This is a genomic window from Micromonospora lupini, from assembly GCF_026342015.1.
GTDB lineage: Bacteria > Actinomycetota > Actinomycetes > Mycobacteriales > Micromonosporaceae > Micromonospora > Micromonospora lupini_B.
In genome coordinates, this window is the sequence record NZ_JAPENL010000001.1 from 730,222 (window position 1) to 749,803 (window position 19,582).

19 protein-coding genes are annotated in these 19,582 nt (G+C 72.0%); 12 read left to right on the top strand and 7 right to left on the bottom strand.

Going from position 1 to position 19,582, the window contains the following annotated elements; all coding sequences use genetic code 11:
• Positions 1-97 precede the first annotated feature (97 nt).
• Entirely contained in the window at positions 98-1,213 is a 1,116-nt protein-coding gene (locus OOJ91_RS03400) for an FAD-dependent oxidoreductase (protein WP_266242283.1), read from the bottom strand.
• 53 nt (positions 1,214-1,266) lie between these two features.
• Here OOJ91_RS03400 and OOJ91_RS03405 point away from each other — a divergent pair, with 53 nt between their 5' ends.
• Positions 1,267-1,959: a TetR/AcrR family transcriptional regulator C-terminal domain-containing protein gene (locus OOJ91_RS03405; protein ID WP_266242285.1), complete on the top strand. Its 693-nt coding sequence runs from the start codon at positions 1,267-1,269 to the stop codon at positions 1,957-1,959.
• Between the two features lie 525 nt (positions 1,960-2,484).
• On the opposite strand, the gene OOJ91_RS03410 is transcribed toward OOJ91_RS03405, so the two are convergent.
• A complete protein-coding gene (locus tag OOJ91_RS03410; RefSeq protein ID WP_266242288.1) occupies positions 2,485-3,447 on the bottom strand; it encodes a LysR family transcriptional regulator in 963 nt (320 codons plus the stop codon).
• A gap of 138 nt (positions 3,448-3,585) precedes the next feature.
• Here OOJ91_RS03410 and OOJ91_RS03415 point away from each other — a divergent pair, with 138 nt between their 5' ends.
• Both OOJ91_RS03415 and OOJ91_RS03420 read left to right on the top strand, forming a co-directional pair.
• Positions 3,586-4,827, top strand: a complete 1,242-nt coding sequence (locus OOJ91_RS03415) for an MFS transporter (protein ID WP_266242291.1) — start codon at positions 3,586-3,588, stop codon at positions 4,825-4,827.
• A 41-nt stretch (positions 4,828-4,868) separates the two neighbouring features.
• On the top strand, positions 4,869-5,453 hold the full coding sequence (locus OOJ91_RS03420; protein WP_266242293.1) for an isochorismatase family protein: 585 nt from the start codon (positions 4,869-4,871) through the stop codon (positions 5,451-5,453).
• 77 nt (positions 5,454-5,530) lie between these two features.
• On the opposite strand, the gene OOJ91_RS03425 is transcribed toward OOJ91_RS03420, so the two are convergent.
• The gene (locus tag OOJ91_RS03425; protein ID WP_266242295.1) at positions 5,531-6,118 is read right to left on the bottom strand and encodes a hypothetical protein; all 588 of its coding nucleotides are present in this window, start codon (positions 6,116-6,118) and stop codon (positions 5,531-5,533) included.
• Positions 6,119-6,235: 117 nt separating this feature from the next.
• Between OOJ91_RS03425 and OOJ91_RS03430 the strand changes: the two genes are divergently transcribed.
• Positions 6,236-7,027 carry a carbon-nitrogen hydrolase family protein gene (locus tag OOJ91_RS03430; RefSeq protein ID WP_266242297.1) on the top strand — a complete coding sequence of 264 codons (792 nt, stop codon included), beginning with the start codon at positions 6,236-6,238 and terminating at the stop codon, positions 7,025-7,027.
• 347 nt (positions 7,028-7,374) lie between these two features.
• On the opposite strand, the gene OOJ91_RS03435 is transcribed toward OOJ91_RS03430, so the two are convergent.
• Both OOJ91_RS03435 and OOJ91_RS03440 read right to left on the bottom strand, forming a co-directional pair.
• Positions 7,375-7,836: an HNH endonuclease gene (locus OOJ91_RS03435; protein ID WP_266242300.1), complete on the bottom strand. Its 462-nt coding sequence runs from the start codon at positions 7,834-7,836 to the stop codon at positions 7,375-7,377.
• A 9-nt stretch (positions 7,837-7,845) separates the two neighbouring features.
• Positions 7,846-8,424 (bottom strand): nucleotidyltransferase family protein, encoded by a 579-nt coding sequence (locus tag OOJ91_RS03440; RefSeq protein WP_266242302.1) that lies wholly within the window; start codon positions 8,422-8,424, stop codon positions 7,846-7,848.
• A 162-nt stretch (positions 8,425-8,586) separates the two neighbouring features.
• On the opposite strand from OOJ91_RS03440, the gene OOJ91_RS03445 reads away from it, so the two are divergent.
• The 5 genes from OOJ91_RS03445 (at position 8,587) to OOJ91_RS03465 (ending at position 14,123) form a co-directional block, all read left to right on the top strand.
• Positions 8,587-10,488 carry an acyl-CoA dehydrogenase family protein gene (locus tag OOJ91_RS03445; RefSeq protein ID WP_266242305.1) on the top strand — a complete coding sequence of 634 codons (1,902 nt, stop codon included), beginning with the start codon at positions 8,587-8,589 and terminating at the stop codon, positions 10,486-10,488.
• On the top strand, positions 10,488-11,540 hold the full coding sequence (locus OOJ91_RS03450; protein WP_266242308.1) for a phosphate acyltransferase PlsX: 1,053 nt from the start codon (positions 10,488-10,490) through the stop codon (positions 11,538-11,540). Before OOJ91_RS03445 ends, OOJ91_RS03450 begins: the two co-directional genes overlap by 1 nt.
• Positions 11,541-11,617: 77 nt before the next feature.
• Positions 11,618-12,592 (top strand): ATP-binding cassette domain-containing protein, encoded by a 975-nt coding sequence (locus OOJ91_RS03455; protein ID WP_266242311.1) that lies wholly within the window; start codon positions 11,618-11,620, stop codon positions 12,590-12,592.
• Complete coding sequence (locus tag OOJ91_RS03460; protein ID WP_266242314.1) at positions 12,589-13,362, top strand: ABC transporter permease; 774 nt, start codon at positions 12,589-12,591, stop codon at positions 13,360-13,362. The genes OOJ91_RS03455 and OOJ91_RS03460 overlap by 4 nt, the downstream gene beginning before the upstream one ends.
• Positions 13,359-14,123: an ABC transporter permease gene (locus OOJ91_RS03465; RefSeq protein WP_266242317.1), complete on the top strand. Its 765-nt coding sequence runs from the start codon at positions 13,359-13,361 to the stop codon at positions 14,121-14,123. The genes OOJ91_RS03460 and OOJ91_RS03465 overlap by 4 nt, the downstream gene beginning before the upstream one ends.
• Positions 14,124-14,211: 88 nt before the next feature.
• Here the strand turns inward: OOJ91_RS03465 and OOJ91_RS03470 are convergent, their stop codons facing one another.
• Positions 14,212-15,051, bottom strand: a complete 840-nt coding sequence (locus OOJ91_RS03470; RefSeq protein ID WP_266242320.1) for an acyl-CoA thioesterase — start codon at positions 15,049-15,051, stop codon at positions 14,212-14,214.
• 78 nt (positions 15,052-15,129) lie between these two features.
• On the opposite strand from OOJ91_RS03470, the gene OOJ91_RS03475 reads away from it, so the two are divergent.
• Together OOJ91_RS03475 and OOJ91_RS03480 are read left to right on the top strand one after the other, a co-directional pair.
• Positions 15,130-16,290, top strand: a complete 1,161-nt coding sequence (locus OOJ91_RS03475) for an acyl-CoA dehydrogenase family protein (protein WP_266242322.1) — start codon at positions 15,130-15,132, stop codon at positions 16,288-16,290.
• 32 nt (positions 16,291-16,322) lie between these two features.
• Entirely contained in the window at positions 16,323-17,447 is a 1,125-nt protein-coding gene (locus OOJ91_RS03480; protein WP_266242323.1) for an acyl-CoA dehydrogenase, read from the top strand.
• A 103-nt stretch (positions 17,448-17,550) separates the two neighbouring features.
• Here OOJ91_RS03480 and OOJ91_RS03485 read toward each other — a convergent pair whose 3' ends face one another.
• On the bottom strand, positions 17,551-17,946 hold the full coding sequence (locus OOJ91_RS03485; RefSeq protein WP_266242324.1) for a VOC family protein: 396 nt from the start codon (positions 17,944-17,946) through the stop codon (positions 17,551-17,553).
• 79 nt (positions 17,947-18,025) lie between these two features.
• Between OOJ91_RS03485 and OOJ91_RS03490 the strand changes: the two genes are divergently transcribed.
• Complete coding sequence (locus tag OOJ91_RS03490; protein ID WP_266242325.1) at positions 18,026-19,555, top strand: GMC family oxidoreductase; 1,530 nt, start codon at positions 18,026-18,028, stop codon at positions 19,553-19,555.
• The last annotated feature ends 27 nt before the right edge of the window (positions 19,556-19,582 follow it).

The following is a 19,582-nucleotide window of genomic DNA, read 5'->3' on the forward strand; positions in this document are numbered from 1 at the left end:
GTCACGTAAGGACGGGCGGAGTCCGGGCGGCGATCGGGCGCGGCAACGCCGCTGATCGTCGTCCGGGCCCGCCGCAGGCCGGCCAGTTCCTGTTGCCCTAGCCGTGGACCTGTTCGAAGAGGGCGAGGGCTTCGGCCGGGTCCGGGCTCACGAGACGTTCCAGACCGGCCGTCGTGATCGCCGCCCACCTGCCGGCCCGCACCCACATCCGTTCCTCGAAGGCGCGGACGGCCTCGTCCAGATCTTCCGGGTCGGCAGCGATTGACTCCGCGAGCTCGGCGCCGTCGAGCATCGCGAGGTTCGCGCCCGCCCCCAACGGCGGCATCAGGTGGGCGGCGTCGCCCAGCAGCGTCACACCGCGCACGTGGGCCCAGGTGTGGGACACGGGCAGGACATGAATGGGACGGCGGACGAAAGCGGTGCCGTGGCCGAGCAGGTCCAGGACAGGAGTGGCCCATCCGTCGAACAGAGCCCGCAGGTGCGATCGTGTGGCCTCGACGTCGGTCAGGTCCAGGTCCGCGTGCCAGTCCAGCGGCGCGCGGAACGTGGTGTAGACCTTGACATGACCGCCGCTGTTGCGCTGGGCGACGAGGGATCGGTTCACGCCGTAGACGGCCACCGAGCCGTCGCCGACCAACTGGGCGAGGTTGGGGTGGCGGCTGTCGATGTCGTCGATGGCGGTCTCGACCGAGGTGACGCCTGCGTACTGCGGCGTCACCGGCGAGACCGCCGGGCGGACCCGCGACCAGGCGCCGTCTGCGCCCACCACGAGATCGAACGTCTCCTGCCGCCCGTCCGCGAAATGGACCAGTACGCCCTCCCCGGTCCCCGGCACCACCTGGGCCACCTCGCGCCCCCACTGCACGTCGAGAGAGCCGAGCAGCAGGTCACGGAGCTGTCCGCGGTCGATCTCCGGATTGGCCTGCTCATCCGGACGGGGTCGCCAGTCCCGGAGAACGGTCCCTGCGGTGTCCAGGATGCGCATGGCCTGCCCCTCGGGACGAGACAGCGCCTGGAACTCGGCCAGCAGCCCCGCCTTGTCCAGTGCGAGCTGGCCCAGCCCCTGGTGCAGGTCCAGCGTGCCGCCCGGGGGACGGGCGTCGGGCGCGGAATCGCGTTCGAGGACGGTGACGGGACAGCCGTGGTGGTGCAGGACACGGGCGAAGGCGAGGCCGCCGGGGCCGCCCCCGACGACGGCGATACGGTGTCTCATGGCGAGACACTGTATCGCCGCCGTACAATGCACCGCAACAGCAGGGAGTGACCATGACCGTGTGGGACCGGCCGGAGCCGCGGAATCCCCCCGTGCCGCTCGACCGGGAGCAGATCATCGCCGCCGCCATCGCGCTTGCCGACGAGGGCGGGCTGGAGGCGGTGTCGTTGCGCAAGGTCGCCGCCCGGCTGAACGCCGGCCCGATGCGGCTGTACGGGTACATCTCCACAAAGGACGAGTTGTTCGACCTCATGGTGGACGAGGTCCACGCCGAGATCCTCCCCGGGGAGCAGCCCGGTGACTGGCGGGAGGCGCTGCGCGTCCTCGCCCAGCGCACCAGGCAGGCCGCTCTGCGCCACGTTTGGCTGGCTGACCTGCTCGGCGGCCGTCCGACCCTCGGCCCGAACGGCATGGCCGTGACCGAGGCCAAGCTGGCCGCCCTCGACGGCCTCGCCGACATCGACACCGTCCTGCGGGCAGCGGAAACCGTCAGCTCCTACCTCATCGGCGCGATCAGGCGCGAGATCGCGAACCTGCGCGCCGAGCGCGCCACGGGCCTGTCCAAACGCGAGTGGCAGCGCGCCTCCGGCCCGCACGTGACGAAGATGTTGGCCACCGGCCGCTTCCCGACGCTTGCCAAGGCCGTGTACGACGGCAGCGAAACGAACGCCGAGGCGTCCTTCGCGACCGGCCTGGACTGGGTCCTCGACGCCGTGGCCGCCAAACTCACCCGACCGCCGGCGTAACGCCGCACGGTCGTCGGGTCCTTCGCCCGCGTCGCGCCGCCTCGGCGATGCGCGTCATGGTCGGGTCAGGTGTGGGCCGGTCCGGATCAGCGGCGGGGGCCGGCTGCCCCCGTTGACGGAGCGCCGAACTCCGGCTCGTCCACAGCGTTTGTGACACGAGACCTCTGCAGACGCGGTGGCGCAGCAGTGGGACGCCTCTTCACGAATTAATGCGTTACCGGTAACGATAATCCGCTAATTAGCCACCACAAACCGAGCATATCGGTCAAGCACCATAATGACAGTTATTGTGCGTAAGGCTTCAGGATGGTGTGTCGCTTCATCAACAGCGCTGTCCTGGACCCGAGAACCTGATGCGGCCCGCAGAACTTGATGCAGCGTTCCGATGAACCTGATTCCGGCCTAGCGAATCTGATGCAGCAAGCCCCGAACCATCGCCATCAGGGGGTGCCTGCAGCTTCCAGCGAAATCAGCATCTTTCGTGGGAGGTCGAGGCTCGCACCGTTGCCAGCTCGCCCTCCGGTCTCAGTGTTCATCCCGAAGTTCTGTCGTCGACGTCCGAGTCACCCAGCTCGGCGTCCAGGTTCCGGGGCTGTCGTGGCTGGCCGTCGTGCCGGCGAGGTGGTCGCGGAGGGCAGCCAGCGCTGGGTGGAGATTGTCGCGGTGCCAGAGGAGCGAGTGCGGGTAGACCGGGGTAGGGCCGACCACCGGGATGCGGCGCAGGCCGTGACTGGCAGGCCAGACAAGGCGGGTCTGCTCACCTATGAAGGTGGCAAGTGCCGGGATGTCGGCGACAGTGTCGAGGAGCGCGTCGGCGCCGAGGTTAGGGCCGGTTGCCTCGATGGTGAGACCGAACTCGGCGATGAGGTCGTCGTAGTAGGCGGCCCACTCGGTGCCGGGGGTGATGCCGGGCATCCAAATCCGGTGCCCGACGAGCTGTGCCACGGTTACCGACCGGGCCGACGCCAGCGTGTGGGCGGGGCCGGTGAGCAGTTGGAGCGGCTCGTCGAGCACCCGGACGGTCTCGATGTCCTCGGGCAAGGGCCGGCCGGGCATGGCGACCGCGCGGAAGGACGCGTCGATCGCGCCGGACCGGAGGGCGGCGACGGCCGTCTCGACGTCGAACAGTTTCATCACGTCGAGATCGATCTCGGGGTGTGCCTGGTGGAAGCCGCGGATCAGGCCGGACGTGGCGAGGCGTGAGGCGATCACGTCGACGCGCAACGGACGGCTGCCGGGGCGCACCGCCGCGGCCGCGCGCTCGGCGGCGCGTAGCAGTTCCCGGGCATGGGGCAGGAATGCCTGCCCGTCGATGGTGAGTTCAGCGCCGCGCGGCGTGCGGGTGAACAGCCGTACGTCGAGGTTGCGCTCCAGCGCGGCGATGCGTTTGGAGACGGCCTGCTGGGTGATCGACAGCTCGGCGGCGGTCTCCTGGAACTGGCCCGCCTCGGCGACGGCGACGAAGGTGCGCACGGCATCAAAGTCCATGCCGACAGACCCTACAGACACAACTCTAGGTTGTGCAGGCTCGGCGTGGCGGTTGTTTGATACGCAGTTGGACTGCCTGATTGGATCTCAGCCATCAACTACAGGTTGTTCTTCTGAGATTGCGAGGCCACTGGGGTGGTGACTGAAAGATCGCTGGGGCGGCAGTTCAGGTGGCTCTGGACGGCGTACACGGCGAGCACGTTCGGCACGTGGCTCGGGTTCGGCGCGTTCCCCCTGATCGCGATCCTGGTGCTACACGTCGGCCCGATCGAGGTGTCGCTGCTGTCGGCGGCGGGACTGGCCATCGGTGCGGTCGTCGCGGTGCCGCTCGGCCCGTGGGTGGAGTTTCGCCGGAAGCGGCCGGTGATGGTGACGATGGACCTGATCCGGTTCGCCGCACTGATGAGCGTTCCCGCCGCGTTCGCGCTCGGCTGGTTGACCTTCACTCAACTCGTGGTCGTATCGATTGTTGCCGCCGCGTCCGACATCACCTTCAAAGCGGCCAGCGGCGCCTACCTGAAGACCCTGATCCCGCGGGCGGACCTGCTCGTCGCGAACGGCCGGTTCGAGGCCACCACCTGGACCGCCACTGTGGTGGGGCCGCCGCTCGGCAATGCCGCGATCGGGCTGTTCGGTCCGGTGACAACCGTGGCGGTTGATGCGGTCAGCTACCTGCTCTCGGCACTGAGTATCCGGGCGATCGGAGGACGGGAGCCGCGTCCCGACCGATCCGGCGGCCCACGGCTGCGAGCCGGCGATCTGCTCGACGGATGGCGCTACATCCTGACCCACCCGGCGCTGCGCCCGCTGTTCTTCAACACGGTCCTGGTCAACGGCCTGATCATGGCGACCTCACCGCTGCTTGCCATCCTCATGCTCGACCGGCTCGGGTTCGCGCCCTGGCAGTACGGCCTCGCCTTCGGCGCACCGTGCATCGGCGGGCTGATCGGCTCACGCCTGGCCCAGCCGCTCGTCAGCCGGTTCGGCCAACACAAGATCCTGCTCACCGCCGGCGCACTACGCGCCTGCTGGCCGCTCGGGCTCACCTTCGTCGGCCCCGGCACCGCCGGGCTTGTTCTCGTCATCGCCGTCCAGTTCGGTCTGGTCGCCTGCATGGGCGTGTTCAACCCGGTGTTCGCCACCTACCGACTTGAGCAGACCCGAACGGACAGAGTCGCCCGCGCCCTGTCCGCGTGGTCGGTCACCAGCAACGCCACCATCGCCGCCCTGACTGCCATGTGGGGCTTGCTGGCCACCGTCACCAGCCCGCGCACCGCGATCGCGATCGCCGGTCTTCTGATGCTGACCACTCCACTCCTGCTTCCCCGACGCGACCGCACCAAAAAGCACCAGCCGGAACCGGCCCCGAGCCACGCATGAGACTCCACAGTTGAGTCGCCCGACCCAGAAAGGTGCCGTTCATGCCCGTCACTGCCTTCGACTCGTCCTGCGCACTTGTCATCATCGACTTGCAAAACGCCCTCGTCAGTGCTCCTACGACCCCATACTCCGGCACCGAAGTGGTGGGCCGTGCTGTCGAACTGGCCCGCGCTTTCCACGAACACGGCGCCCCGGTCGCCCTGGTACGCGTCACAGCCCGTGCGGACGGATCGGATGCCGCTCCAGGCCGGACCGAGGCACCCAATCACCGCGGCTCGTTGCCCGAAGGCTGGGATGACATCGTCGATGACCTGGCCGGCCACCCAGACGACATCACAGTCACCAAGCGCACGTGGAGCGCCTTCCACGGAACCGACCTCGACCTGCAACTCCGCCGCCGCGGCGTCACACAAATCGTGCTGGCCGGGCTCACCACCAGCATCGGCGTGGAATCAACAGCCCGTGCCGCCTACGAACACGGTTACCACGTCACGCTGGCGACCGACGCCATGGCCGATCTTGCTATAGAGGCGCACCGCAACAGCGTCGAACGCATCTTCCCGCTCCTCGGCCAGACCGGCTCCACCACCGCAATCGTCGAGATGCTCGCCAAAGGTCGAACCTGATGGTTCGACAGGATCAACAACTACGGTCGGACGCCAAGGTCGGCCTTCGGGGGCCTTGACTAACGATCTTGGGAAAACTAGCGGCAAGGCTGGTCAGAGGGCCAGTCGCGGCGTCGGCGGGCGGCGCGGATCTCGGCGTCGGCTACCTTGTCGTCGAGCAGGGTGTACAGCTGGGTGGTCTCGGTGGAGGCGTGCCGAGGCGGCGGCGGACGGCCTCGATGGACACTCCGGCGCTGGTCACTTCGGTGGTGTGGGCGTGGCGCAGCTGGTGGATGTCGAGGTCGACACCGGCGGCGGTGCAGTAGCCGGTCCAGCGGTGCTGGGCGGCGTCGTAGGACAGCGGCCCGCTTGCGCTTACGGGGGGCCGGAGCCAGCCCGGCGGTCTCGGCCAGGTACGCGCGCACCGGTGCGGTGGTCAGCTCGCCGGGGCCGGCGTCGTGGTGGGCGGCGAACGCGAGCAGGTCGCCCCGGTAGGCGCTGCTGTTGCGCAGGGAGCGGAACAAAGCCGGAGCAGCCAGGTCCTGTCGACCGTTCAGGGGTGCCGGTAACGGCACCTTGAGCCCCGATGGATCGGTGATCCGGGCGTTGACGGGCCCGGCGGCGATAAGTGTCTCGATGACGGTGGTCCCGGCTCCCCGCCACACCGCAGAGTGCAGGGGCGTCACCCCCGCCGTTGTGCGCGGGTCGGGGTCGTCGGCGCTACCGTCCGCTACGCCGGAGGTGGGGGCTGTGGTGTGGCCCGCCGGGAATATCGGCCCGGCTCGTAGAGCAGAATGACTGCCATGCCAAGCCTTCGCATCGCGCTCGCCAACGTCGAGATTCCGGAGAGCCCAGAGGACTCGGTGGTGCAGGCCGAACGCACGGTGCGGGCCGCCGCCGAGGCGGGCGCGCGCATCGTGTGCTTTCCGGAGGCGTACGTGCCGGGTTACCCCTGGCCGCCGCAGATGCGTAAGCCGGTGACCGCCGAGTTCCTGGCGGCCGCGCACGGGCGCATCGCCCGGGTTGCGGGCGAGAGCCGGATCCACGTGGTGCTCGGCACCGAGCGGTACGTGTCGGACAAGCGGCGGCTGACCGTGCTCGTGCTGGGGCCGGATGGCAATGTGGTGGGGCACCAGGACAAGGAGCAGCTTGATCCGGACGAGGATGCCACCTACGAACCGGGCAACGGGCGGCGGGTGTTCGACGTCGACGGCGTCCGCTTCGGCATCACGATCTGCCACGAAGGCTTCCGCTACCCGGAGACCGTGCGCTGGGCGGTACGCAACGGAGCGCAGTTGGTGTTCCACCCGCACTACAGCGAAGCCGAGCCCGGATCGTTCCAGCCCACCGAGTTCGCCGACCCGAGGAACTCCTTCCACGAGAAGGCATTCCTCTGTCGCGCCGCGGAGAACGGCTGTTACTTCGCCGCTGTCAACTGCGCGAGCCCCGGCTCACCCACGACATCCGCCGTCGTACGGCCGGACGGCACGCTGCTCGACTTCCAGCCGTACGGCAAGCCCGGTCTGTTGGTCTGCGACATCGATCCCGCCGCAGCCAGCCCACTGCTCGCACAGCGGCTGCGAACCGGTCTTTGAAGCCCGAACCCCAACCGGTTGACCGCGCCGCGTCCCGCCCGCACCAGCTTGCGGTCTACGTCGTCGAGAAAGAAGAATCGCTCCAGGCTCTCGACGGCAGGCGGGCCGATGAAACGGCCGTACGCCCCGACCCTCGCTACACTCTCCACCCCGGCAATCGCTTCCACAGGCCCTCTGACCAGCCTTACCGCTAGTTTTCGCAAGATCGTCAGTCAAGAGCCGTCTTCTGAAGGTCTGGTAGCTGTTCGGGGCAGGACCAGGAGGTCCAGGGCGTCAACCACCGGCCCGGTTTCGGTGTGCGCTACCCCGTGCAATCGGGCGAGGGCGGCCGCTGTGGCGAAGCCAAATCAGCCTGGGACGCACGCCGAGCGGGCCTGCGCCACCTCGACGGCCTGGCGCTCGCGCCACCGGCGCTGGCTGTCCCGGTTGCAGGCGCGACACGTCCGGCGGTAGCGACCCGTCGACTCGTCGATCTCGCGGTCGTGCCCGTTGCGGCAGGTCGACCCCTGCGCCCGGTCGCAGCAGTTCTCGGCGTGGCTGACCTGGCGCAGGTGGGTGGGCTCCACGCAGTCCTTCGCCGGGCAGAGGTGGTCGACCTCCAGACCGGGGTCGTACCCGCCGACGAAGACTGCGTACGCCGCGATGTGCGCCCAGGCCCTGCCCGCGACCTTCTGGTGGACGCCGCGCCGCGTGCCGTAGCCGCGGATGATGAGGCAGCCGTCGTCCTGCCGGACGGAACGTCGCAGGAGATAGTCGCGCAGGCTGTCCTCAGTGAAGTGTCGGGACAGCCCGGTGACCCTGCTGAGCACGAGGTCACCCTAGCCGGGCAGGCGGGCCGCCTGTTCGGGCAGGTCGACGTCGCTGTCGTCGGCGACGTCGGCGCAGGGGACCAGCCGTACGGTTTCGCCGTGGGCTCGCAGGTAGTCGCGTGCGCCCCGGTCCCCGACCGCCGCTGCGGTCACGCCGGTCCAGTGGTCCCGGCCGAGCAGCACCGGATGCCCGCGTCGACCGTCCTCGTAGGTGGCCATGGCGAGGGCGTCGGCGGTGGCGTCGCGGGCGACCCGGCGTACCGCAGCGGGGGTGAGGCCGGGCATGTCGACAAGGGTGACCACGACTGCCACGGCCGCGCTGGACGTCAGGGCGGCCAGCCCGGCCCGCAGGGAGGAGCCCATCCCCGTCGCCCAGTCCTCGTTGAGCACCACGTCGGGTAGCCGCGACCGGGCGCGGACCTGGTCGGCCTGCGCGCCGAGCACCACCACGACCGGCTGGCAGCCGGCGGCCGTGAGGATCGCCGCCGCGTGCTCCACCAGGAGCCGCCCCCGGTAGGGCAGGAGTGCCTTCGGCCTGCCGAGCCGGCGGCCGGCCCCGGCCGCGAGCAGCAGTCCCGCCGTCACCATGGGCCCGAGCGTAACCCGATCTCGTTTTCGGTTCCGGGCTTCTCCGGGCTGGTCGGGCGCGTTCGAACGCCGATAGGGCGTGCTTCGGGGGGTGATCCGGCCGGCCCCGACCGCTAACATGCATCTCGTATCTGCTGTCACGTATTTACGGTGAGGTGCCGGATGACACCGGACGAGACGTCGGCGTGGCAACGACTCTGCCCACGGCCGATGGCCCAGATCCACCCGCTGCCGGCCATCGCCCGGCACCTGGAGCGCCCCGACACCGCGCGCCGGCTCGCGGCGGCCGACGCCAGCCGCACCCCACCGGACGATGTCCTGGCCGACCTGCGGGAGATCGGCGTGGCCTGCGTGTACGACCCGGACAGTGCCACCGCCGTGCACGTCAACGCCCTCAACGCGGTGGCCGCGGGGCACAGCGGCAGCCTCGCCATCACCCTTGGCGTCAACGCGCTGGCCCTGCTGCCGCTCTGCATCGCCGGCACCCGCGAGCAGCGCGAGCGGGCCGGCACGGTGCTGCGCGGCGGAGGCGCTGCCGCCATGCTGCTCACCGAGCTGGAACACGGCAGCAACCTGGCTCGCACGAACACCCGCGCCGACCCCGACGGCGAGGGGTACCGGCTGACCGGGGAGAAACACCTGATCAACGGTGGCAGCCGGCACGACCTGCTGGTCACCCTGGCCCGGCTCGGCGACAGCGACCGCTTCGGCCTGTTCCTCGCCGAGCGGGACGACACGGTGACGGCCCTGCCCCGGTGGCGGACGCTGCCCGCAGCCGCCGCGGACATCTCCGGCGTACGGTTCGCCGGAACGCCGGCCCAGCCGGTCGGCGCGCCCGGCGACGGTCTGACCATCCTGCAGCTGACCCTGGCGCTGTCGCGGGGCGGCATCGGTTCGCTCGCCTCCGGCGCCGCCAGCGGCGCGCTCGCCCAGGCCCTGCGGTACGCCCGCGAGCGCGACGTCTACGGCCAGCCGATCGTCCACCTCGGGGCGATAGCCGAACACCTCGCGCGGGCGGCGGCCCTCGACGTGCTGGTCGCGGCGACCGCAGTGAAGGCCACCTTCCTCATCAACGCGCTCGGGCCGGCCGCCGCGTACGCCGCAGCCGTGGCCAAGTACGCCTGCTGCGAGCTGGCCGAGCAGGCCGTCAGCGAGGGGCGCGCGGTGCTGGGATCCCGGGCGTTGGTCGAGGAGTTCGGCTACGCCGCGCGGGTACGTGACGTGCTGCTCTACGGCGTGTTCGACGGCACCCGGCACATCCTGCTCGACCAGTTGCAGTGGCGGCTTGAACGCTTCGCCGCCGGCGGCGACCGCTCCGGCGACGGCTATCCGGTGCTGGCCGAGGCGTACTCCCGTCCACCGCAACCGTTGGTGCGCATCGCCCGGCTGCGGCTGCGTCCGTACGCCCCGGCCCCGGCGGCCCGCGCCGCGACGCTTGCCGCCCGCACCGACCGTCCGGCGGTGGCCGCGCTCGGCACGCTCCTCACCCGCCTCGTCGACCTGGTCGGCGCGGCTCGCCGGCACGGTCGGTGGGCCGCCGACCAGGCCTGGCGGTTCGCCGCCGCCGCCATTCTCGCCGAGGTCGAGGCGCTGCTCGCCACCGTCGAGCTGATCGACAGACGTTGCCGTGTCGTCGCCGGTCTGCCCGGGCGGGCGAGCGCCGCGGACGAGGCGGCGCTCGGCTACGCGCTGGGCTGGCGTGGCGCCGAGCTGGCCACCCGGGTGGAGGTGCTCGCCGCCGACCTGCGCGCCGACGGCGGGGCCGCCCCTGCGTCCGGCCGGCCGGAGCACTGTGACCTGGTCGCCGCCTTCGCAGGCGAGCTGCCACCGGCCCGTGCCGCACTACGCCACTGGCTGACAACACCGCCGAACGACGGCGCGGACCGCGACAGCTCGGGCCACGACAGCGTGGGCCGCGACGGCGTGGACCGCGACGGCGTGGACCGCGACGGCGTGGGCCGCGACGGTTCGGGCCGTGACGGTTCGGGCCGCGACGGTTCGGTCGTGGACGCTGCTGCCGGGGCGTCCGTGGCGGGGGACCGGCTCGGCGTCGGGACGCGGTGATGACGCGCCAGGGTGAGTCACCGGACCGGCGGCTGCGGGTGGCCGTCGACGTGGCCGGCGCGGACCTCGGGCCGGAGCCCGTCGTCGCCGGCGCGCTGGCCGCGGCCACCACGGTGGACATCGCGCTGGTCGGCCCGCAGGCGCTCATCAGGTCGCTGCTGCCCGGCGGCGTCGCGCCGGCGGGCGTACGACTGGTGCACGCCCCGGACGTGGTCGGGATGGGCGAGGATCCGGTGGCCGCGACGTACGCCAAGCGGCGCTCCTCGCTCCTGGTCGCCGCCGGGGAGGTCGCGGCGGGCCGGGCCGATGCCATGGTGACACCGGGCAACACCGGGGCGGCGGTGCTCGCGGCCGCCGTCCGGCTGGGTCGGGTGCCGGGGGTGAGCAACCCGGCCCTGGCCACGGTGCTGCCGGTGCCGGGCGCCGGCCCGACAGTGCTGCTGGACATCGGCGCGACGGCGGCTGCCGTACCGGAGTGGCTTGTCGAGTTCGCGGTGCTGGGCGCGGAGTACGCGCGTGGGCGGCTGGGGCTGCTCCGACCGCGGATCGGCCTGCTGTCCAACGGGCACGAGGCGGTCAAGGGCGGGCCGGTACGCCGCGACGCGCACCTCCTGCTGGCCACGATGCCCGGTTACAGCGGCCAGATCGAGGCGTACGACGTGCTCGGAGGCCGGGTCGACGTGGCGGTGACCGACGGGTTCACCGGCGACGTGGCGTTGAAGATGTACGAGCGGACGTTGGACGCCACGGTCGGCCTGGCGCTGGACGCGGTACGCGAGTTCTCGCCCATCGGCGCGCTGGCCCGTGAGCGGCGGCGGCGGGTGACCCGGGCGGTGCGCGACGGGCTCGCGGCCGAGCCGGGGGGAGCGCTGCTCGGGGTACGCGGTGTGTGCGTGATCTGCCACGGGACGGCCACGGCGGCCGACGTCGAGGCGAGCGTGCGCATCGCCGGGGAGTGTGTCGGATCGGGTGTGGTCGGGCGGATCTCCGCCGCCTTCGCGGCATCGTCGCGCCAGCGGCTGCGCAGCAGGCGCAGCGCCGTCGAGGGGTGAGATATCCGTTCTCGTATCTGGCTTTACCAAGACAAGCGTTGATATGGTTCCGGGATTCCTGGCATGAGGGTGGTGCGATGTCACAACAGTTGATCCAGGTCAGCGATCTGCGCCGGTCGTTCGGCGCGACGGCGGCGGTCGACGGGGTGAGCTTCGAGGTGGCCGCGGGTGAGGTGGTCGGCCTGCTCGGACCCAACGGCGCGGGCAAGACCACCACGATCCACTGTCTCACCACGCTGCTGAAGCCGGATTCCGGCACCGCCCGCGTCGCCGGCTTCGACGTCGTGACCCAGGGCGCCGAGGTACGCCGCAGCATCGCTGTCACCGGGCAGTTCGCGGCACTCGACGAGTTGCTGACCGGCCGGGAGAACCTGGTGCTGTTCGGCAGGCTGCTCGGGCTGGGCCGGCAACCGGCCGCCGCCCGGGCGGACGAACTGATCGACCGCTTCGACCTGGGCGAGGTGGCGGGCAAGGCGGTGCGGACGTACTCCGGTGGTCTGCGCCGGCGCCTCGACCTGGCCGCGAGCCTGGTGGTCGACAGGCCCGTGCTGATCCTCGACGAGCCGACCACAGGCCTGGACCCGCGCAGCCGGCGGGCCCTGTGGGAGGTCGTCCGGGAGTTGCGCGACGGCGGCACTGCCGTGCTGCTCACCACGCAGTATCTGGAGGAGGCCGACCAGTTGGCCGGGCGGGTCCTGCTCATCGACCGCGGCCGGGTCGCCGCCGAGGGCACCCCCGACCAGCTCAAGCGTCAGCTCGGTGGCGCGGTCTGCGAGGTGCGTGTCGAGGACCCGCGGGCGCGGGCGGTCGCGGCGGAGCAGCTACGGGCGGCGTTCGAGGGGCTGACCGAGGACGAGGACGTGCTGCGGCTGGCCGCCGGCTCCGGCACGCTGACCGAGGTGGTGCGGCGGTTGGAGTCGGCGGGTGTGGAGGCCGACGACGTCACCGTGCGGCGGCCCACCCTGGACGAGGTGTTCCTCTCCCTGACCGGGTCCGTCGACGCGGAAAAGGCCGTCGACGCGGACGCGGACGCGGCGGGGGCCGGCCGGTGAGCACCACCACGGCGGTGGCGGCCAGCGGGCTGCGGCAGTTCGCCGTCCTGGCCGCCCGCAACCTGCGGCAGGCGCGCGCGGGCAGGTCGGTCGGCCTCACCGTCGTGTTCCCGCTGACGTTCTTCGCCGGCTTCATGGTGGTCTTTCATCGGCTGATGTCCGACTACGGGATCGCCTACGAGCAGTTCCTCCCGCCCGCGATCGTCGTACAGACCACCGCCCTGGTCGCCATGTCGGCCTGCTACATGATCGCCGGCGACGCCCGCAGCGGCCTGATCTCCCGGTACCGGACACTGCCGATGAGCGCGGTCGTGGTGCCGCTGGCCCGGCTCGTCGTGGACGCGGCCCGCGCCGCCGTCGCGGTGGTGGTGATCCTCGTCGCCGCGGTGCTCGTCGGTTTCCGGTTCACCGCCGGTGCGGCGGGCGCCGCGGGCTTCGTCGCGCTGGCCGTCGGGTTCGCGGTGGTGCTCGCGGCCGGCTGCGCGGCCCTGGGGCTGGGCGCCCGCGACCCCGAGCAGGTGTACTCGGCGCTGACCCTGCCGTACCTGGTGCTCACCACGGTCTCCACCGCCTTCGTGCCTGTCGACGCGTTTCCGGGCTGGCTGCAACCGGTGGTCGAGCTGTCGCCGTTCTCCGCCCAGGTCGACGCGTTGCGCGCGCTGTCCACCGAGGGCGCCGACGAGAGGGTGTGGCCGGCCCTCGTCTGGCTGCTGGTCCTGGGGCTGCTGTTCGGGTTGGCGGCGGCACGTTCGTTTCGGAGGAGCCGATGAGTACCGTCACGCAGGCCTCGCTGTTCGCTGGGCGTAACCTTCGCCGGTTCTTCCGGACGCCGCCCGCGCTCGTCTACGCGTTCGCGTTCCCGGTGCTGCTCCTGCTCACCCAGTACGTGGTCTTCGGCCGGATCGTCGGTGACGGCGACCGGCAGCACTACCTGGAGCGGTTGGCCCCGCTTGTGGTGCTGTCCACCGCCGCGTTCGGCTCGCCGTCGAGCGCCGTCGGTTTCCTGCGCGACCTGCGCGGCGGGCTTGTCGACAGGCTGCGCACCATGCCTGTGGCGCCGGGGGCGCTGCTGGCCGGTCGGGTCGCCGGTGACGTGCTGCGCATCGTGGCGATCGGAGCGCTCACCACGGGTGTGGCGATGCTGTTGGGCTTCCGGTTCCGGGAGGGGCCGCTCGCTGTCGTCGGCTTCTTCGCGGTGATCGCGCTGTTCGGCCTGCTGTGGGCGGCGATCGCGCTGTGGCGTGGCTCCGGTCCCGGTGACGAGGAGTCGCTGCCGCCGTCGCTTACCGGCCCGGCGACCCTGCTGTTCATCTTCTCCTCGGGGTTCGTGCCGGTGTCGGCGTTCCCCTCGGTGGTGCAGCCGGTGGTGCGGGCCAACCCGTTCTCGGTCGCCACCGAGGCGCTTGTCGGCCTGTCCAGCGGCGGGCCGGTGCTGTGGCCGGTGGTGCAGACCCTCGCGTGGGTGCTCGGGTTGGGCACGATCTGCCTGCTGGTGGCGGTGCGCCGCTTCGGCCGCCGCGCTGACCGCTGACGGGCGGCGCGGGTTGCTGACGGGCCGCGCCGATCGCTGAGGGGCGGCGCGGGTTGCTGACGGGCCGCGCGATTCGCTGACGGGTCGGTCAGACCGGGCTGGCCATCCGGTAGAGCATCTGCTGCCCGCCGGTGGCCAGCAACAGCCCGCTGTCGGACCAGACGCGGGCGCGCGCGCCGAGCACCCCACCGGTGGCGGCTGCGGCCTCGCCCTCCACCAGCAGCCAGCCGACGCCGTCGTCGCCGCCCTGGAAGCCCACGTACAGGTCCATGCTCGGCGCCATGAACGTGGTTCGCTCGAACGCCTGCACCACGGCCGGGAACTGCACCACGTCGACGGCGAAGACCAGTCGGGCCGCCGCCAGCCAGGGGCCCGCGTCGGCGGGCAGCTCCTCGTGCAGCCGCAGCCAGCCCCGGATGGTCGGCACGCCGTCGCGTTGCGGCTGCCAGCCGTCGGCGGGCCAACCGGCCAGCCGTACCTCGTAGCACCGCTCCCAGATGGGCAGCACCGGCAGGCCGTCGCGGCGCATCAACTCGACAAGGGTGGGCAGCTCGTCGGGCTTGGGCAGGTCCGGTGGCGGCATCCAGCGCCGTTCGGGGCCGAGCAGGCCGGCGGCGATGGTCCAGACCTGCGCGGTGAGCAGGATCCGGCCGCGCTGGCGCAGTGTGACGTGCAGCGCGGCCGCGCGGCGGGTGCCGTGTACCCGGGCGACCTCGACGTCGACGTCGCCGTAGCGCGGCGGTGCGAGGAACTGGCAGCTCAGGCTCACCGGCAGCATGGTCCCGGCCTCCTCGCCCGCCGCGCGCAGCGCGATCGCCGCCAGGTAACCGCCGTTGGGCCCCCAGACCGACCAGTCCTCGGACAGGTGGGCCCGGTACTGGCCGGGCGCGGTCTGCCGTACGGCGGCGTCGTCCGCGAGACTGGCCATCGAGGACCCCTTCCGGCGTTGGGACGCGTGAAAACAAGATACTGCAGATCAAAACCAGATACGAGTACGATGCGGCGCATGGATCTGCGTGACAGCGCCGAGGAGGCCGAGTTCCGGGCGGGCCTGCGCGCCTGGTTGGCGGGCGCGGTGCCGGTGAGCACCGGCCCGGACGGAGCGCCGCCGCAGGGGCGGTGGGGCGACATCGAGGCGGTGCGGTCGTACACCCACGCACTGCACGCCGCCGGGTACGCGGGCCTGACCTGGCCGGCCGAGCACGGCGGGCGCGGCCTGTCCCCGGCCTACCAGGCGATCTACCTGGAGGAGACGGCCCGGGCCGAGGCCACCGAGCACATCGGAGTCATCGGCCTGGGCATGGTCGGGCCGACCATCATCGCCTGCGGGTCGCCCGACCAGCGTGCCTGGTACCTGCCCCGCATCCTCACCGGGGAGATCATCTTCTGTCAGGGCTTCTCCGAGCCGGAGGCCGGCAGCGACCTGTCCGCCGTGCGGACCGTCGCACGACGCGACGGCGACGAGCTGGTGGTGACCGGGCGCAAGGTGTGGTCGTCGTACGCGCACCTCGCCGACCACTGCCTGCTGCTGGCGCGCACCGACCCCGAGCAACGCCGCCACCGAGGGCTGTCCTGCTTGCTGGTGGACCTGCGCTCGGCAGGCGTCACGGTACGCCCGATCCGCCAGCTGACCGGCGAGGCGGAGTTCGCCGAGATCGAGTTCGACGAGGTGCGGGTGCCGCTCGACGCGGTGGTCGGCGCGGTCGACGACGGATGGCGGGTCGCGATGACCACCCTCGCCCACGAGCGGGGCACCTTCGGGTTCACCCTCACCGCCCGGCTGGACGTGGCGTTCCGCCGGCTCGTCGCGACCGCGAAGGCCCGAGGCCGGGACACCGACCCTCTGGTACGCGACCAGATCGCCGCCCGCTACGTCGAGCTTGAGGGTCTGCGCTGGACCAACCGGCGGGGGCTGGCCGCGCTGGCGCGTACCGGGGTGCCCGGCCCGGAGACGTCGGTGATCAAACTGCGGTGGTCGCAGGCGCACCAGCGGCTCACCACCCTCGCGGTGCAGTTGCTGGGCGGCGACGCCGAACCCGACGGCTGGGACCCCTACTGGCGGCACCAGATGCTGCGCAGCCGGGCCAACAGCATCGAGGGCGGCACCTCCGAGGTGCTGCGCAACCTGGTAGCCGAGCGCGTACTGGGCCTGCCCCGGTCGTACTGACCGCCGACTCGCCCACGACGAGGGGAGACCTGATGGACTTCGCACTGACAGGTGAGCAGGAGGCGCTGCGGGACACCGCGGCGAAGTACCTCGCCGACGACCGGGGCGTCGACGACAGGCGACCCTGGACCGAGGTCACCAACCTGGGCTGGCTCGACGAGGAACTCGGCACTGTCGAGTTGGCGTTGCTCGCCGAGCAGCTCGGCTGGGCGCGCAGCCCGTCACCCTGGTGGGCCACAGTGGCGCTGGCCGGCCCGGCGCTGCGGGCGGCGGGCCGGCCGGTCGCCGCTCCCGCGACGCTGGTCTGGGCCTGGGAGAACGGCCCCGACACCCTCGCCGAGGCGGTGGCCGCCGCCCGTCGCCCGTCGGGCATCGACCCCGCCGCGACGGCAGCTCGCCCGTCGGGTGACGGCGCTCGCGGCGGGACGACGTCGACGGGCGCCCCCGGTGTCGGCTGCGCCGTCGCCGCCGACGGGACGCTTACCGGACGCGCCATCCGCGTGCCGCACGCGGTCGACGCGGTGGACCTTGTGGTGGCCGTGCCCGGGCCGTACGGCGTGGAGTTGCGCCTGGTCGACGCGTCCGCCGTGCGGGCGACACCGGCCGGTGCCGGCGGGCAGGCGCTCGACCCGAGCCGCCCCGTCTCGACAGTTGACCTGACTGGCGTACCCTCGACGATCCTCGTGGCCGCGGACGCCGCCGCCGACGTGCTGGCGCTGACCCGGCGGCGGGCCCTGGCGCTGCTCGCCGCCGAGGCCGTCGGGGTGGCGGCGAGGGCCCTGGCCTGGGCCAGCGGGTACGCAGCCACTCGCACCCAGTTCGGAGCGCCGATCGGCGCCAACCAGGCGGTCGCGCACCCCCTCGCGGAGTGCTACGGCCAGGTCGAGACGGCCCGGTCACTTGCCTACCGGGCGGCGTGGACGGTCGACGAGGAGACGGGCCGGGTCGCCGACCAGGCGGTGCTCACGGCCAACGTCGCCGCCCGGGAGGCCGCGCTGGCCGCCTGCGAGGTGGCCATCCAGACCTACGGAGGCAGCGGCTTCACCTGGGAGCAGCCGCTGCACCACTGGTACCGCAGGGCATGGTGGCTGGCGACCTTCGACGGCACGGTCGGCGACGCCCGGGCCGAACTGGCCGGTCTGTTGCTGGACGACTGACCCCGCCGAACGCGCGGGCTGAGCCGGCTGCACGCGGCGGGCGGGCGTGGGTTCGGCCCAGCGCGCGCGGACGCCGACCGTGTGGCGGGTCAGCCGTCGGCGGTCAGGACGAGCCGGGTCGGTAGGAGCCGAAGCTCCACAGGTTGCCCTCGGCGTCGCGGACCGAGTAGCCCTGGCCGCCGTAGTCCTCGTCGCGGAGCTTCTGCACGACCTCGGCGCCCGCGGCGACGACCCGTTCGTAGTGTGCCGCCACGTCGTCGAGCACCACATAGGTCGCGGCGGGCCCGGTGTCCAGAACGAGCCGACCGTCGCTGCCGTCCGTCTGGGAGGCGAGCATGACCATGCCGTTGCCCCAGGTCAGTTGCGCGTGACTGATGGAGTCGTCCGGGCCGGGGACGACCAGCTCCGCGCGGAAACCGACGACGTCGACAAGCCACTTGACGGCGGCCGGCGCGTCGCGGTAGCGCAGGGTGGGGATGACTTCCGGGCCTCTGCTCATACACGAGAGTCTAATGAAGAATCGCGGATAGCACATGTGATGCGTCCTGGCATGTCGCGTATTCGGCTACGCTGAGCCCATGCTTCGCTACGATTTCGTGGTCGTCGGCGCGGGCGCGGCCGGCGCGGTGCTCGCGGCCCGCCTGAGCGAGGATCCGGGCCGTTCCGTGTTGCTTGTGGAGGCCGGTCCCGACCTCGTCGGGGCGGCGGCGCCCGAGGCGCTGCGGACCGGCTCGGTGGAGGCCGAGGACGGTTTCGACTGGGACCTGCGGGCGACAGTCGTCGCCGGTCGGGAGGCGCCGCTGCGCCGCGGTCGGGTGGTCGGCGGTTCGACGCAGATCAACGACCGGGGCGCGATGCGGGCGCCGGCCGCCGACTTCGTCTCCTGGGGCGCGCGCGGCCTGCCGGAGTGGGACTGGCCGGCGGTGCTTCCCGCGTTTCGCCTCCTCGAGGCCGACCAGCAGTTCGGCGACCGGGACCACCACGGTGCCGACGGGCCCGTCCCGATCACCAGGTGGCCGCGCGGTGAGCTGACACCCGCGATGGACGGCTTCCTGCAGGCCACGCTCGGCCTGGGCCACGACTACCAGGAGGACATGAACGCCCCCGACGCCGTAGGCATCGGGATGTATCCGCAGAACCGGCGCGATCGGCTGCGGATGTCCACAGCACTCACCCACCTCGACCCCGCCCGCTCGCGGTCCAATCTGGTCGTTCGCGGCGACGCCGAGGTCGAGCGCGTGCTGCTCGACGGCGGGCGGGCGGTGGGTGTGCAGGTCGCGGGGGAGCGGATCGACGCGGGCGAGGTGATCCTCTGCGCCGGCTCGCCGTACAGCCCGGCCCTGCTGCTGCGCTCGGGGATCGGCCCGGCCGACGAGCTGCGCGCCGCAGGCGTCACGCCGCTCGTCGACCTGCCCGGCGTGGGCGCGGACGTGATCGACCAGCCCGGCGCGATCATCCTGGTCGTTCCCGAGCCGGAGACGATCGGCGGCGACTGGCCGCGTACGCAACTCATCGCGCGGCTCGCCGGCATTCCGGGTCACGAGGTCGACCAGGCGTTCTACCTGAGCCTGTTCACAGGCATGAGCACGTCGCGGGGCCCCGGCGCGGGTCTGGACCGGATCATCGGCGTCGACCAGGTCAACACCGTGATGATCGGCGACATGGCGATGGCCTCGCGCGGACGGATCTCGGTGCGGGACGCCGACGGGGCGAGTCCACCCGTGGTCGACCTCGGGTTCTACACCGCCGAGGGTGACCTCGCCCGGATGCGTGACGCGTACCGGCACGCGTGGGAGATCGCCAACCAGGCCGCGTTCACCAAGACTGTTGCCCGGTTCGCGCTCGTCGACGACACGGTCGTGGGCGACGACGAGCAGCTCGACCACCTGCTGCGCGCCACCACGTACAGCCGGTTGAACCTGGTCGGCGGCGCGCGGATGGGCGCGGCGGACGACAGGGGCGCGGTCGTCGACGGGCGGTGCCGGGTGCGTGGGGTGGCCAACCTGCGGGTCGTCGACGCCAGCATCGTTCCGGTGCCCCTGCGCGCGCCGGCCGCGTTGACCAGCATCATGATCGGCGAACGCGGGGCCGAGCTGATCGCGGGCTAGCGCGGCGAAGGGCGCTGGTCATCCGCC

Coding starts and splice junctions, on each gene's coding strand:
- OOJ91_RS03400 (WP_266242283.1), bottom strand. CDS start 1,213: ATGAGACACCGTATCGCCGTCGTCGGGGGCGGCCCCGGCGGCCTCGCC.
- OOJ91_RS03405 (WP_266242285.1), top strand. CDS start 1,267: ATGACCGTGTGGGACCGGCCGGAGCCGCGGAATCCCCCCGTGCCGCTC.
- OOJ91_RS03410 (WP_266242288.1), bottom strand. CDS start 3,447: ATGGACTTTGATGCCGTGCGCACCTTCGTCGCCGTCGCCGAGGCGGGC.
- OOJ91_RS03420 (WP_266242293.1), top strand. CDS start 4,869: ATGCCCGTCACTGCCTTCGACTCGTCCTGCGCACTTGTCATCATCGAC.
- OOJ91_RS03430 (WP_266242297.1), top strand. CDS start 6,236: ATGCCAAGCCTTCGCATCGCGCTCGCCAACGTCGAGATTCCGGAGAGC.
- OOJ91_RS03440 (WP_266242302.1), bottom strand. CDS start 8,424: ATGGTGACGGCGGGACTGCTGCTCGCGGCCGGGGCCGGCCGCCGGCTC.
- OOJ91_RS03445 (WP_266242305.1), top strand. CDS start 8,587: ATGACACCGGACGAGACGTCGGCGTGGCAACGACTCTGCCCACGGCCG.
- OOJ91_RS03450 (WP_266242308.1), top strand. CDS start 10,488: ATGACGCGCCAGGGTGAGTCACCGGACCGGCGGCTGCGGGTGGCCGTC.
- OOJ91_RS03455 (WP_266242311.1), top strand. CDS start 11,618: ATGTCACAACAGTTGATCCAGGTCAGCGATCTGCGCCGGTCGTTCGGC.
- OOJ91_RS03465 (WP_266242317.1), top strand. CDS start 13,359: ATGAGTACCGTCACGCAGGCCTCGCTGTTCGCTGGGCGTAACCTTCGC.
- OOJ91_RS03470 (WP_266242320.1), bottom strand. CDS start 15,051: ATGGCCAGTCTCGCGGACGACGCCGCCGTACGGCAGACCGCGCCCGGC.
- OOJ91_RS03475 (WP_266242322.1), top strand. CDS start 15,130: ATGGATCTGCGTGACAGCGCCGAGGAGGCCGAGTTCCGGGCGGGCCTG.
- OOJ91_RS03480 (WP_266242323.1), top strand. CDS start 16,323: ATGGACTTCGCACTGACAGGTGAGCAGGAGGCGCTGCGGGACACCGCG.
- OOJ91_RS03485 (WP_266242324.1), bottom strand. CDS start 17,946: ATGAGCAGAGGCCCGGAAGTCATCCCCACCCTGCGCTACCGCGACGCG.
- OOJ91_RS03490 (WP_266242325.1), top strand. CDS start 18,026: ATGCTTCGCTACGATTTCGTGGTCGTCGGCGCGGGCGCGGCCGGCGCG.